General features: G+C 27.0%; 12 protein-coding genes and 1 pseudogene. 9 read left to right on the top strand and 4 right to left on the bottom strand.

The features are described 5' to 3' along the window. Nucleotides 1-23 precede the first annotated feature (23 nt). Both MHJ_RS02900 and MHJ_RS04035 read right to left on the bottom strand, forming a co-directional pair. Nucleotides 24-1,433, bottom strand: coding sequence for a hypothetical protein (locus tag MHJ_RS02900; RefSeq protein ID WP_011284288.1), 1,410 nt, complete (start codon nt 1,431-1,433; stop codon nt 24-26). A gap of 302 nt (nt 1,434-1,735) precedes the next feature. Continuing rightward, a pseudogene (locus MHJ_RS04035) lies at nt 1,736-2,194 on the bottom strand (putative cysteine peptidase); the annotation flags it as partial. A gap of 524 nt (nt 2,195-2,718) precedes the next feature. Between MHJ_RS04035 and MHJ_RS02885 the strand changes: the two are divergent. The 6 genes from MHJ_RS02885 to MHJ_RS02860 all read left to right on the top strand — a co-directional run bounded on the left by MHJ_RS02885 (nt 2,719) and on the right by MHJ_RS02860 (nt 10,118). Then, entirely contained in the window at nt 2,719-4,053 is a 1,335-nt protein-coding gene (locus MHJ_RS02885; protein WP_011284286.1) for an ABC transporter ATP-binding protein, read from the top strand. Continuing rightward, entirely contained in the window at nt 4,040-4,900 is an 861-nt protein-coding gene (locus MHJ_RS02880) for an ABC transporter permease (RefSeq protein ID WP_011206391.1), read from the top strand. Before MHJ_RS02885 ends, MHJ_RS02880 begins: the two co-directional genes overlap by 14 nt. Then, nucleotides 4,893-5,717: an ABC transporter permease gene (locus MHJ_RS02875; RefSeq protein ID WP_011284284.1), complete on the top strand. Its 825-nt coding sequence runs from the start codon at nt 4,893-4,895 to the stop codon at nt 5,715-5,717. The genes MHJ_RS02880 and MHJ_RS02875 overlap by 8 nt, the downstream gene beginning before the upstream one ends. Then, a complete protein-coding gene (locus MHJ_RS02870) occupies nt 5,702-7,417 on the top strand; it encodes a hypothetical protein (RefSeq protein ID WP_044284694.1) in 1,716 nt (571 codons plus the stop codon). Before MHJ_RS02875 ends, MHJ_RS02870 begins: the two co-directional genes overlap by 16 nt. A 35-nt stretch (nt 7,418-7,452) precedes the next feature. Next, nucleotides 7,453-8,289 (top strand): leucine-rich repeat domain-containing protein, encoded by an 837-nt coding sequence (locus tag MHJ_RS02865; RefSeq protein WP_044284693.1) that lies wholly within the window; start codon nt 7,453-7,455, stop codon nt 8,287-8,289. 170 nt (nt 8,290-8,459) lie between these two features. Further along, nucleotides 8,460-10,118 (top strand): IS1634-like element ISMhp1 family transposase, encoded by a 1,659-nt coding sequence (locus MHJ_RS02860; RefSeq protein ID WP_011284281.1) that lies wholly within the window; start codon nt 8,460-8,462, stop codon nt 10,116-10,118. Nucleotides 10,119-10,263: 145 nt separating this feature from the next. On the opposite strand, the gene MHJ_RS02855 is transcribed toward MHJ_RS02860, so the two are convergent. Continuing rightward, nucleotides 10,264-10,791 carry a tRNA threonylcarbamoyladenosine biosynthesis protein TsaB gene (locus MHJ_RS02855; protein WP_228365394.1) on the bottom strand — a complete coding sequence of 176 codons (528 nt, stop codon included), beginning with the start codon at nt 10,789-10,791 and terminating at the stop codon, nt 10,264-10,266. Between the two features lie 38 nt (nt 10,792-10,829). Continuing rightward, on the bottom strand, nt 10,830-12,179 hold the full coding sequence (locus MHJ_RS02850; protein WP_014579943.1) for a hypothetical protein: 1,350 nt from the start codon (nt 12,177-12,179) through the stop codon (nt 10,830-10,832). Nucleotides 12,180-12,338: 159 nt separating this feature from the next. Between MHJ_RS02850 and pyrH the strand changes: the two genes are divergently transcribed. Genes pyrH through MHJ_RS02835 form a run of 3 tightly spaced genes read left to right on the top strand, consistent with a single transcriptional unit; the run spans nt 12,339 to nt 14,541 of the window. Then, complete coding sequence (gene pyrH, locus MHJ_RS02845; RefSeq protein ID WP_011206385.1) at nt 12,339-13,049, top strand: UMP kinase; 711 nt, start codon at nt 12,339-12,341, stop codon at nt 13,047-13,049. A gap of 3 nt (nt 13,050-13,052) precedes the next feature. Beyond that, nucleotides 13,053-13,613, top strand: a complete 561-nt coding sequence (locus MHJ_RS02840; protein WP_011206384.1) for a ribosome-recycling factor — start codon at nt 13,053-13,055, stop codon at nt 13,611-13,613. Nucleotide 13,614: 1 nt separating this feature from the next. Then, the gene (locus MHJ_RS02835) at nt 13,615-14,541 is read left to right on the top strand and encodes a phosphatidate cytidylyltransferase (RefSeq protein WP_011284277.1); all 927 of its coding nucleotides are present in this window, start codon (nt 13,615-13,617) and stop codon (nt 14,539-14,541) included. Nucleotides 14,542-14,552: the final 11 nt, after the last annotated feature.

Here is a 14,552-nt window from a genome sequence, read left to right as displayed (position 1 = left end):
TTACAAATTTAAGGCAATTTTTTCTAAAGCCTTTTTGTTGATGCTACATTTTTGATTTTCACAAAATTTTTCCAGTATTTAAAATAAATGGTAGCTTCAAAAATAATTGTTGAAAATATAAGATAAACTAATGAAATTCAAAAAAGATCTAAACTAATTCGGCCAATTATGTAATTTTTTGGTCTATTTTCAAGATAGTGATTAAAAAATGGTAACTGACTAGAAAGGAAAAACAAGAGAAAACTAGTTAGAAAAACAAGACTTAAGATAAAAAATCAGTATGAATTTATTTTTTTTATTACTATTTTTTTATTTTCATTTGCAGAAAAACCATCAATTATTAGGTTATTTATTTTGAGTTGTTTTAAACCAAAACCATAAGCAAAAAAGGATGATATTAGAAGAATAATCATAATTAGAACGCCAAGAATTACTGACCAAATCTCAGCGACTCCAACGTGAGCTTCATATTCTAATTTTTTAATCGCTTCATATCCCTTTTTTTCTAATTTTGAGAGTAAATTTTGCACTGGATTTTCGCCTGAATTATGAAAAATGTCTAGTTTGAAAGGAAGATTATCATCTAGTGCATTATCAAAAACTTGAACTACGTTTTTATTAAATAGAATCTGACTTGCTTCATCAGAATCAAAAATACCGCTAATTTTGAAGATAAAGAGCTGGTCTTTAAAAAATAAAAAGTTGGGATTTTGCAATGTAAAATTTATCTCATCACCTATATTTAAATTAAGATTTAATTTTTGCTTAAAAAGATCAATTAATTTTTGATTTACAAGAATTTCATTATTTTTTGCAGGAATTTTTCCAGATATGGGAGTTTTAACATTGTTATCAAGGCTGAAATTTTTTATAAAATTGAACTGTTTATATTCAGTAATTTTTGGAAATTGACTGTTTTTTGAAATTTCCTTTTTTATTCCATAAAGTGATAAATTTTGAATCAAAAATTTAGCAAAGTCAGTTTCATTATTTTTGCCTGTTTTGTCTTGAATTAAAAATTTCTTCGAAAAATTGAAAATATTTTTAACTAAGTTTTTATAACCATTGTTTGAAATTAAAATATAAAAATCTGAACTAGTATTAATATATCCAACAGTTCCAACTATTTTAAATTTTTCGCGATGAATTATTGGGTCTTGATTAGCTAAAACATCAGGTATTTTGTATTTGTATTCAATTGTGTCACCAATTTTTACATCTTTTAAATTTGCAAAATCTTGTGAAACTATTATTTCGTTGTCTTTTTCTAAAAATCGTCCTTGAAAATTAACATAATTTTTCATATTATTTTTAGAAAAAGAATTAATATCAACTGATTTAATTCAAGTAGGCGAAGAGCTAAAACCAAATGAATCCGAATTAGAAAATCCGCCGAATTCTAATATTGATTCGCCTTTTGAAACTGAAGTCACAGATTTTAAATTTTCAATTTCTTTGATTTCTTAATTTTTAAAAGCATGGCCATTTTTTTTGACAATTGTAATTTGTTGGTCTGGAAATTTATAAATAGGTGTGTCGAATTTTTTGTTCAATTGCCATAAAAATAATGAAAGTAAAATTGAAAAAATTGAAAAAATAGAAAAAAAGATACTTAAAAGTCAATTTTTTCTAAAATTATTTTTTGAATAGTTAAAAAAATTCTTATATCTTGATTTTTTTCCAGTTTTGCTTTTATGCATTAAAGTTCCTTTTGCTTTTCCTATTTCCTAATAAATTAGTAAATATCGTAATTTCTGACAATATTTCCGTTTCTATTTATTTCCTGATCATTTTCAAATATTTCTGAATAGGAAAAAATTTGACCGTTATTACTCAGTAATTTTTGCTTTGGGGGATGTTTTTTCTTATAGTCATCATCATCATCATCATCAATTTTAAAAGATCACCAATACCCTAGTGATCAAAAACTTCAGATATCTCATTTTGAAATAACTAAATTAGAATAATTCTCCCAACCAAAATTTACTAAATATTTTTCTGTTTTTGGGTCATAACCATATTATATGATAATATTGTGTCCAACATTGAAATTAGCAAACGCAACCATAACGGGCATTTGGTTTTTTAGCAAAAAATTTTCTGGACTACTTGAATGCATAAAACTAGTGGAGTAGTCAGTTGTAATATATTTTTTTATTTCCTTATCTTTTAGAAAACTCTCTAATGTGGTAGCAGTTTTAATAAAATAATCTATTTGTTTTTTTGGGATTTTGTTATTTTGCTCTGCTTTTACAACTACATTTTCTATTAAATTTATCATACATATTTTTTCTCCTTCTTCTAATTTAGCTATAACACTAAATTTTTAATTTACCAAAAAAAGCAAATCAAAATTAAAATTATATCATAAAAATTAGTTTTTCCTTAGCATCCAAAAGGGTTTGAAATATAAATTTTTTTAAATTAAGAAAAAATATTAAAAATATAATATAATTTTATTCTACCTATGGAATTCGAGAAAAAGTACTTACATTTATTAAAACTTTATATATTTGAAGCATCACTTTTTGATGATGCTGCTTTTTATTTCGAATCCGCTTCACTTAATATTTTTGACAGATTCCCCATTATTCTTCATTAGAGAAGATTTTTTTCTTCAAAGATGAAGTTTTCATATTTTTTTTAAGAATAAAATATTTTTTTATTCAAATTAGAAGTTATTTTTATTTTATCTAATTTAAGGGGAAAATTTAAATAATGAAAAATATTGAAAAAAGTGAAATAATTATCTCCCTTGTTGATGTTGATAAAGAATTTGGTGATAAAAAAGTTTTAGATCAAATAAATTTGGACATTAAACGAGGAGATTTTGTCACACTTTTAGGGCCCTCAGGGTCCGGGAAGACAACAATTTTACGTTTAATTGGTGGTTTTGAATGAACTACTCGCGGCGAAATCAAATTTAATGGCATCGATATAAAAGACGTTCCGGCACATAAACGTGATACAGCTACAATTTTTCAAGATTATGCACTTTTTCCACATTTATCAGTTCGTGGAAATATTGAATTTGGTCTTAAATTAAAAAGAATTAAAAAAAAGGCAGAAGAAATTCCGGATGTAGTCTGGAAAAAATTTGAGCACTTAAAGAAAAAATGACAGGATAAGCAAAAGCGAAAGATTAAAGAGTTAAAAATTTTACAGGCTCATTTAGAAAAACTGCTTGAAAATCCACAGTTAGATATTAAAAAACGTAAAAAATTACAGGATAAATTAGATGATTCTGATTTTAGATATTCAAATTGAGAAAATTATCTAACATCCAAATCAGAAAGTTTTAAAAAAAAATACCTAACCCGAAAGATCACAAAACAGGAAATTAATAAAGAAATTACCGATATTATTGACCTTGTTGGTCTAACTGGAAATGAAAATCGAGCAATTTCGGAATTATCAGGAGGAATGAAACAACGCGTAGCACTTGCAAGATCGCTTGTAATTGAGCCTGAAATTGTCCTACTTGATGAACCTTTATCAGCTTTAGATACAAAAATTAGGCAAAAAATGCAAGTTTTTCTAAAAAAAATTCAACAAAAACTTGGCCTAACTTTTATTTTTGTTACTCATGATCAAGATGAAGCCTTGCAATTATCAGATAAAATCGCCATAATCCGTAATGGAAAAATCGCCCAATACGATGAACCAAAACAAATTTATGACTATCCAGTTAATAAATGGGTGGCTAATTTTATTGGTGATTCTAATTTTTTTCAGGCAAAATACATTAAAAAAAATCAGGTCGAAATTCTTGGTCTTAAATTATATACAATTCATGATGAGTTTATCCCAGGCCAAAAATTAGATTGCCTGATTCGTCCAGAAGATATCGATATTGACCTAAATTCAGGCTATTTTAAAGGAAAAGTTATCCAAAATATTTATAAAGGTTCATACTATTCACTTGATATCAAAGTAGAAAATACAATAATTAATGTCGAAACTAACGATTTTTATGACCTCGAGACTCAAGTTTTTCTAAAATGAGATGATGATGCTATTCATTTAATGGAGATGGAAAATGCTGAAATTTAATTTTTTTGAAAATTTTTGAAAAAATTTCAAAAAAAGTTTAAATCCGCGCATCAGTCTTGTAATTCCCTATGTAATTTTTGCCCTGATTTTTGTGATAATTCCATTAATTTTACTTTTTGGAAAATCAGTTAGTCCGCTTGTACATAATAGTCAAAGTTTTGATAATCATTTATTAATAAAGGAAAAAACTACCTGGCAAATTATTGGCCGTTCAATTTTTGTTGGTCTAATTTCGGCTTTTATTTGTTTAATTTTAGCATTTCCCTATGCTTTTTTTGTTGCAAATTCAAGATCAAAAATATTCAAAATTTATTCGCTTTCATTGATAGCTAGCCCCTTAATTATTTTCACAATTGCTAAAGTTTTTGCGCTTAGAAGTTTATTTTTACTACTTTTTGATGAAGGTAGTCTTAATAATAATTCTTTTATGGTCTTAGGTTTAATTTTTTTGAATTTTCCATTTATGGTACTGCCATTATATACAATTTTTCGCGATATGCCCAAAAATTTACTAGAAGCCGGGACTGATTTAGGTTATTCAAAATTTTGACTTTTAATAAAAGTTGTTCTTCCTTATAGTTTTCGGGCAATTAGTTCCGGTTTTGCGCTTGTTTTTTTAATGGCAGCTACCTCAATTGTGGTTTCAGATAAACTTTTACCAAATGGATCACAAAACCAATTAATTGGCAATTTGATTAATAATTCTGCAAATATTTCCAATCCTTTTGATCTTGCCCGGGTTTCATCGCTTGTTTTGGTGACCCTGCTAGTTTTTATTGGAATTTATAGTCTAATTCATTTTATTCCTATTATTATAATGAAAATTAAAGGATTTAAATATGACTAAAATTATTGATTTTTTCCAAAAATATGAAATTTTGAAAAAATCATACGTTTGATTTTTAATTATTCTTTTTTATATTCCGATTATTGTCGGGGCAGTTTTTTCTTTTAATTCACCTTCAAAAAAAGGATTTGTTTCAAATACTTTAAATAAATTTTCCTTGCATGCTTTTGATGAATTTAGCAAAGAAAGTTTTGCTAGCGCTTTTATTAATTCAGTAATTATTGCTTTTTTTGCAGCAATTGTTGTTGTTTTTCTTTCACTTTTGACAGTTTTTGCTCTCTGGCGACAAAAAAATAAAACAATAAAAACCTATGTAGTTTTAAGCTCAAACATTCCGCTAATTAATCCAGATGTAATTACAGCAATTTCACTTGCAACAATTTTAAGTTTTTTATTTGGTTCACTTTCGGCTGCCAGTGAAGGTTTATATCGGGCAATTATTTCACACATTGTAATGACTTTTCCTTATGGAATTCTCCTTTTATTTCCAAAAAGTGAAAAATTTTCCCTTAATTTATACGAAGCAGCCCAGGATTTAGGCTATTCTAAAACTAAAGCTTGATTTTTAATTTATCTAAAACATATGTTTCCAGCGATAATTTCGACTTTTTTTGTTGTTGTTTTTTTATCTTTTGATGATTTTATTATTACAAAAATTACCTCAAATGCACAAACAGTCGGGACACTTTTATACCAAGGAACTTTTAAAACTTGAGCATTGATGTTAGGAACTATTATGCTTTTTTTCCTATTTATTTCAAATTTTATCTGGATTTATTATAAGACTAAAAAAGGTGGAAAATGAAAAACAAATTAGTCTATCTTTTTGGCAAATTCGCGGCTTTTATTTGTCTAATTATCCTTTTTTTTATAGCATTTTTTTTAAAATCACAGTTTGGATTTAAACCCGTTATTTATAATTATGAATCTTATATATCTGATCAAGGACGCGAATTTATTAACAAGGATTTTAATTACCGGGAATTTGGAAATATCAGTGAATTTACAAAAGCAATCGAGGATAATCGGACAATTGCAGGTGTTGGTTCAGACTTTCAAATTGCTCGTTTAGCACAAAAAGGACTTTTGCAAAAAATTGACTATTCAAAACTTTTTCCAAATTGAGATTTGGTAAAAGTTTTTAGAAAACCAGAAAATTACCAAAATTTATCTTTAAAGGAAAAACAGGAATTTATTGATAAAAAAAGGCAGGCTTTCGAGCAAATTTTTCGGCCTGAAATTGTTGAGCATATCGATAAATATGACCAGTTTATGAAACAAGCGGAAGACCCTAAAAAGGATTTAGACACCGATAATGATGGAATAAAAGACCGTTTTTGAGAATTTTTTATTCCTTATTTTACCCAGGATAAAGTAATTGCCTATATCATTGGTGACTATGAAAAGGACGGAAAAAGAGTTAATTTACGTAGATTTCAAAAAAACTGAAGTCCAGAATTTAGATCTCAGATCCAAGAAAAAGGAATTAAATTTAACGACCAAAGTCTTGCAGGGATTGGCAAAACTTTATCAAAAAACGGTTTTAGTTTTTTTGAATGAACTGAGGCAATGCGTGATAATCTCTTAATTGGTAGTGAAAAAATTGGTAAATATGGAGAAAAAATTACCAAAGATAACTATAAATTTTTAGTTGATAATTTTATTAAATATATTGCTGAAATTACAGGTTTTGACTATTTTGACCTCAGACACAATGTCTTTAAAACTTCAGGACTTGAACTAGTTAATGCAATAATTGACCCATCCTTAAACCAAGATGTAGCACTTTTATATAATGGTGATGCACTTGATGCTCATTTTTCAAAGGATAATTACGAAGAACTTCAAGAGGAAAATACAATCGCAATTATCCGTCCCAAAAATAATTTAACACTTTTAGATGGTTGAATAATTCTGAAAAATACATCTGAAGAACTAACCAATAAAGTTTATAACTCACTTTATCAAGGAGTTTTTAAAGGCGAAGAACTTGAAGTTGATCAAATGATTGCTACTATTAAATCCGAGGTAAAATTTAATTATCTTGAGAATCCAGCAACAAAAACATTTATAAAAAAAAGTGGAAAAGGATTTAAATTTGACTATAGTTTGCTTCCTGTTTTAGCAAATTTTGATTATATAAATTATACACCAACATTTAGAAAATCATTTGAATTTTTCAAAAAATTTTACTTTAATAATGCCGGCGCCAGTGTCCGTGAGGCCGAAGATGGTGAGGATATTACTGTTTTTGTTGATCAACAAGATAAAATTATTACTGATTCTGAAAGCCTAACTTTTTATAAAGTAAAATCAAAAATTTTTAAAAAATCCTCTCTTCGTGCACTGAATATCTATCTGTCACAGCAAAAGGAACAAACTTTATACGGAAATATGCCAACAAAAGATAACGAAAATGAGCGCCGGTATGTAGTTAATTACACTTTTTTAAAACCGATTGATGAAGAATTAGCTTCGCAAATTCGGACTTATTATAATTTAAGAACAAAAAATTAGGATTTTTTAGCTTTTATGGTATACTTTTTAAATCTATGGTAAAATTTAAAAAATTTTTAAAATTAAGCCCAATTTTTTTACCTTTAGTTGTTTTTTTATCTTGTAGCGAGACAATTTCCCAGGCTGAAACTCTTTTAGCAAGCAAGGATGATAAAGACTCGCCCTATGTAATAATTGATGAAAATACAAAGACTTTTACACTTGATTTATCAGCATCTAGACTTGAAAAGATTGAAAAATCAGCATTTTTTAGCTTAAAATCCCGTTTTTATCAAAAAGTAAATTCGCAGATAGACGTTAAAAAAAACACAGATCAAGAAAAAGATAAAAAAACTGAGCCCGAAAAAATTAATTTTTATACTCTGAAAAAAGTAATTTTTCCTGAAAGTTTGCTTGAGATTGATGATTATGCCTTTTATGTCGATAGTGCAAATTTAGATCAAAATGAAAAAATTCAAGAACTTGATTTTTCAAAAGCAATGAAATTAAGGAGGATTGGGAGTTTCGCTTTTCAAGGAAACAATATAAAAACGCTCGTTTTACCCCCTTCTATTACATCAATTGGAAAACAAGCTTTTGCAAAAAACAGTTTAGAAACAGTAGATTTTTCCCAGGCAACAAAACTAGAAACAATTGAAACTGGTGCCTTTTTTGATAATAAAATCACCGAACTTGATTTGTCAAAAAATTTGATTTTAGCCGAAATTTTTCCAGGTAGTTTTGAGACAAATCAAATTAATCAAGTTAAATTTAACCCTAATTCCAAACCATTAATAATTCGAAAATCTGCTTTTAAAAATAATGTAATTAGTGTTGATTCGAAATTGCTTGATTTACCTAAAAATAGCAAATTAGAAAATATTTTTAGCTAGTTTTTTTAATATTCCTGAGTTTCCCAGTTTGATGGCAAAAATTCACTTTTTAGTGAATATGAATATGCAGAAATCCCCGTAAATCGGTGTTTTTTACCCGTAAAACCTTAATTTTTATTAATTACAATTAATTACAATTTTAAAGTAATTTTATGGTATAATTATAAATTATGAAAAAGCATAATTTGATTTTGTTTAATGTTTGAGGATCTTCAAAAGATAAAATATATAAATATGTTGGCTGAACACAAGGTTATGGGAAAGCTCCAAAACGTTGATTTAGTATAGGAAATGTGCAAACTTTGGAAAAAATTAATCCAAATGCTATTCAAATTATCAAAGAAAAATTGAAATTGTTTTCAAATTTAGATGACAAAGATAAAATCAAGACTACTTTACTTGATTCTATTAAAAATTCCGTCATAATCGAAGGTTCGGTTTTTATTGGTGGGGAATTAATTGAAAAACTTATTGAAAAGCACAATATTTTTGAATCACTTCCTAAAAGTAGACATAAAAATATGAAACAAATTTTTAACTACTTAATTTCAAAGCGAATTACTGATCCTGGTAGCATTATTAATGCTTTTGATAAAAAGGATGATTACTCAAATCAAATAAATACTTCCAAAAATAGCTTTTATAGACTCTTAGATCTTGTCTATGAATCACAAAATCAACTTTTAGATAGTCTTAACAAAATGGTTATAAGCGAGCTTGGAAAAAGGGACAATGAATTTTATTTTGATTCATCAACAGTCTATTTTGAGACATTTGAAAGAAATGGATTAAGAATTCCTGGCTATTCTAAAGATGCTAAATTCAAAGAAGATCAAATTGTCATTGCTTTAGCATGTGATAAAAATGGCATTCCTTTTCATATTAAAGTTTTTAAAGGAAATACAGCCGATTCTAGTACCCTAATCCCTTTTGTATTAGATATTGAATTTAAATATAATATCAAAAATATGACAATAATTGCTGACCGTGGCATGTCCACTGCTGCAAATATTCGATTTCTTGAATCAAAAGAATATAATTTCATTATTTCTTATCGTGCAAAGATAGGCAGTCAAAAATTTAAAAATTATTTATTAGATCCTAGCGATTATGTTGATCTAAATGCAGATTTTAAGTATAAAAAAGAAGAATTTTATTCATCTTATAAAAATAAAAGATACACTGAAAATATTAGAAGAAGAATTATTACTTACAGTAGAAAAAGAGCAATAAAAGACAGCAAGGCTCGCGAAGAGCAAATCCAAAGTTTTATTAAAAAACAAAATAAAGATGGTTTTATTGAAGTAAACAAATTGTTTGGTAAAAAACCTAAATATTTTAGGGAAATTTCAAATATGAAATTTGAATTAGATCAAAGTAAAATTGACAAGGACAAACAATTTGATGGTTACTATGTCTATGAAACAAATATACTAAATTTAAATGTCTTAGACATAGTTGAAAAATACCAAAAACAGTGAAATATTGAAGCTAATTTTAGAAGTCTAAAAGGTTTATTGAATATTCGTCCTGTATTTTTAAGAATAGATGAGCATATCCTAGCTCATACATTTTTGTGCTTTATCTCATTAGTTATTTTAAAAACTATAATTTTTAAAATCAACAAACATATTAGTGATAACAAGTTATTTGCAAACAGTCAATTAACTGAAGTTGGTTTAGTAACGATGTTGCAAAAATTAAGACAAAGGGTTGAATTTAACACTTTAGATCAACAAATGATATTTAAAAATCGCGATGGTGTTCCTAGCGATCCCAATATTTGAAATAGGTATGATTTCTACTTTGATATCTTAATAAATCAGTAAAAAAATAGGTAATTAACTTTTGGCAAAAAACTTAAAAAAGCGCGGGAAACCGGACACTTTTTTAAAATTATCTCATCAAACTGGGAAACTCGGGAAAATAGCAAATTAGAAAATATTTTTAGCTAGTTTTTTTAATATTTTTCCTTTATTTTATGTATAAAGGAAAAATATTTATTAAATCAACCTCCTTCTTAAATAATTTTTTTGCTTTATCAAAATTTAAAAAAATTAAATTATAATTTACTTGACTTGCTTTTTCAGTTTTTTTCTTAATTTCGAAAATTTTAGAAGTTATTTTTCCGTTTTGGGCAAAAGCGCTAAATTGTGATTTTTCACTATAGTCAATAAAATATTGCTTATTTTCAAGTATTTTAAAAGATAATAAATTAAATGTTGAACAAGTTCATATCTTCTTTTTATTTAATTGTGCAATTGTCCGGAAAAAAGTGAGTCCAATTCGGCAACCTGTAAAACTTCCAGGACCTAAATTGATAAAAAAATTTGTAAATTCTGTGATTTCTAACTTATTTTTTAGCAAAATTTTACCTAAAAAATCAGGTAGAATATCAGCTTTATTTTTTATTTCACTAATTTTTGAATCAATTAAAATAAAATTTTTATCAAAAATCGCAACCACTAAAAATTTACCTGTTGTATCAACAAAAAGATTCATAATATAAAACATTTTAATACAAAACAGTAAAAAATGTTTTAATTTCAGTGTGTTTTTGTTACAAAATCAGAAGGATATCTTCTTCAGGCAATAAAATATTTGCTTTGTTTGTCAGGTAAAAATTTTTGACTTGAAATTTTTATTCGGTATTGTCCATCTTCAAAAGCTTTAAAACTGATTTTATCATATGGACTGATAGTTGAATTTGCCTCAATTATTTTATGCCAACCACCGCGGAAAATTTCAATGGAAATATCAAAATCATTTACTTTAAATTCAGGAAGACCGTAAAAAGATGCATTAGTAATTAATTTGATATTTTTTTGAAAATTGTGAAAAATGCCTGAAAATCCTGGCAAATATTCTCCAAAAATCAGTCTTTCGGTGAATTTATCAGAAAAAACTATCGCTGAAAATTTTTGATTCTTTACTAATTCAAAAGGACTTGTTGTATATTCACTTCCATCATATTTATTATATAAATAATTTTGTTGTTGGATTGTAAAATGGGCGTCAGTATAATTTATAAATCCAAAACCTTCATTTAAATGAGTGCCATTAAAGGCTAAATTGCTATTCTCTGAAGGGTTTGCAGTTAATGCTAGAGCAGTAATAATTTTTAAATTTCGATCTTTTAGACTTTCATAACTATCAAAACTTGATGAAAGTTGACTAAAAAGCGCCGCTAGTAAAAAAGCAGAATAAAATTCCATATTTGAAGAATGCGGGCTTAGTTGATAATTATATTTTAGTTCTGGCAAAACAAAATGATTTGATTTTATAATTCCTAAACCATTGCCAAAAATTTTTGTATGTGATAGCATTTGATTATTTGTCTTAAAACGGTCATCAGTTTTAGCAAAAAAACTAAAATGACTATTAACTTCATTTCCTGGGGGTCTGCTGCCATCAAAAAAGTTTATAATTCCGGTTTTTGCACTTCAAAGATCCAGAAAATCACCTAATTTGATGTATTCGCCGTTTTTTCAAAATAAATCATCTAAAAAAGTTCTTTCTTTTTTGTATAGATGAATAAGCATTTCAATACCGACAGTTTCAAAATGTTTAATTCCTTCAAGTCATTGTTCTTTTGTTTTAAAACGATAGATAACAAGTTCGGAACTTGGCGAGAAAAATTCAAAAATTGCTTGTAAATTATTATAGTCAATATTATTTTTATCGCCATTTTCTTCAATTAAAACTCCGACTTTGACATTTCGGTATAACCTGTTTAATTTTCGATCGAAATTTAATTTATTAGCTAATTCTTGAAAATTAAAATTAAGCTCTATAGGATTAGAAATAATCTGTCCTTTTTGACTAAAAATGAAAAAAGGACTTGAAATTACAATACCTAAACCTCCTAAAAGCCTAAAAATTTTTTTCATTTCTAACTTCCTTTTTCCTTGTTTCTCACTTATATTTAATTTTTTTTGGCCTTTTTAGTCAAAAAAAATAAAATCTGCAACTTTTTCCTAAAATTTTCCTTTTTTTAATACATTTTTTTTCAAAAATAAAGTATAATAAAAGAAACTTTTAAGGCTAATATGGACTCAACTATTCTTATTAAACTTTCAGGCGAAAGTCTTGCAAATAAACAAAAATCTCTGGCAATCGATTATGAACTTGTAAGACAAATCGGTTCTCAACTCAAAGAAATACAGAATTTAGGGCATAAAATTTTAATTGTTATCGGCGGCGGAAATTTTTGACGCGGTACTTCCGCGGCAAAAAATGGTATAAACAGGAACACCGCTGATTATATCGGGATGCTTGGAACTGTTATGAACGGGCTTGCCCTTGATTCAGTTTTCCGCGATTTGGGAATTAAAACTCGAGTTTTATCCTCGATGAGTTTAGACCCGCGAATTTGTGAGTATTTTGTCAGGGAAAAAGCGATGAAATATTTAGAAGATAACAATGTTTTAATTTTTGTTGGCGGGACCGGCCGCCCATTTTTTACAACTGATAGTGCTGCAACACTTTTTGCATCCGAAATGGGTGCAAATATTATTTTAGTGGGCAAAAATAATGTCAATGGCATTTTTGACTCTGATCCAAAAATTAATCCAAATGCGCTAAGATATGATAAAATTACTTATAATCAAGTTATTGAAAAAAATTTAAAGGTAATGGACTCAACAGCTTTTTCAATGGCTCGTGATAATAAAATTAAATTACTAATTTTTGATATTAAAGAAAAAAATAGCATTTCTAAATTAATCAAAAGACAAATTAAACACACGGAGGTTTATTAGATAATGAAGAACGAAATTGAATTTAGTTTTTATAAAAACATCTTGATTGAAAAAGCTCAAGATGTTTTTTCCTATCTTGAAAAAAGTTTTCAGAAAGTAACTATTGGAGCTCCAAATCCACAGTTAATTTCTTATATTAAAGTAAATTTTTATGATGTTTTAACCCCAATTAACGAAATCGCTTCAATTTCTGCTCCACTTCCATTACAACTTTTAGTAAAACCTTATGAAACTAAGTATGTAAAAGAAATTGCAAGCGCAATTGTAGCTGCAAAAATTGATGCCCAAGTTCAAAAAGAAGCAAATCAAGTTCGACTAATTTTTCCAGAACCAACTCACCAAAAACGCCAAGAAGCAATTCATAAACTTAAAAAAATTCACGAGGAAGGCAAAGTAAGAATGCGTCTGATCCGACAAGATATTAACAAACTGATAAAAAAAGAGGAATTCTCTGAGGATTTAGAAAAAGATTATCTTGGTCAAGTTCAGAAAAATATTAATTCTGAAATAGAAAAAATTGATCAACTTTTTGATAAAAAAGTAAAAGCAATTCAAACAATTTAAAATGAGCCTATCCTGGCCTAAAAAATTACCAGCTGATTTTTTTATCAGGTTTTTAGTTGCTTTTTTAGTTTTAGTAGTTGTTTTCCCGGCTTTATTTATTGGTTATTACTTTATTTTTTGAGGTCGGATTTTTTCCTTTATTTTTTTAGGTTGTCTTTTATTTTATAGTCTTTTTGAGATTTTCAATCATTTTCAGTCAAAAAAAATCTATACTTTTTTACTAGCATTTTTGGGTATTTTTTTATTTGTATTACCAGTAAGAAAAGATTTAATTGAAACTAGTTTTTCAAAAGATGCAAATTTTGACTGAAATCTAGCATTTTTTTTAATTAAATGGCAATTTTTAGATTATCACATTTTTTTTATTTTTCCACTTACTTTAATAGTTAGTTTTTTTGATAATAAAATTGAAAAAACAGGAGGATTTTTTCTTGCTGGAATACTAAAATTTAGTATCATTTTTATATCGACTTTGTTTTTTAAATCACTATGAATTTTAAATACTTTTAACTTTTTTTTAGTCATTTTTTTAATTTCGATTCCAATAACTAGCGATACTTTTGGTTATCTTTTTGGTTCAATTTTTGCTAAAAAATTTTTTAGGACAAATTTTAATTTTTCACCGAAAAAATCAGTTGAAGGCTTTATTAGTTCCTTTATTTTTTCATTGATTTTGGTAATATCTATAATTCTTAATTTCGATTTTAATATTTCAACTGGTAGAGATCTATTATTAAAAATTTTGACAATTTTGTTATTGCCTTCTGCTGCAATTATCGGCGATATTTTTTTCTCAATTATAAAAAGATACTTAAAAATAAAGGATTTTTCGAAAATTATCAAAGGTCATGGAGGAATTTTTGACCGGCTTGATTCGATTTCTTTTGTATTTTTAGTATTCTCATTTATTGTAATTACAGTTAGTTAGTTTTTGTTTTT

It is taken from the genome of Mesomycoplasma hyopneumoniae J (genome assembly GCF_000008205.1).
GTDB lineage: Bacteria > Bacillota_I > Bacilli_A > Mycoplasmatales > Metamycoplasmataceae > Mesomycoplasma > Mesomycoplasma hyopneumoniae.
This window is presented reverse-complemented; position numbering and strand designations above follow the sequence as displayed.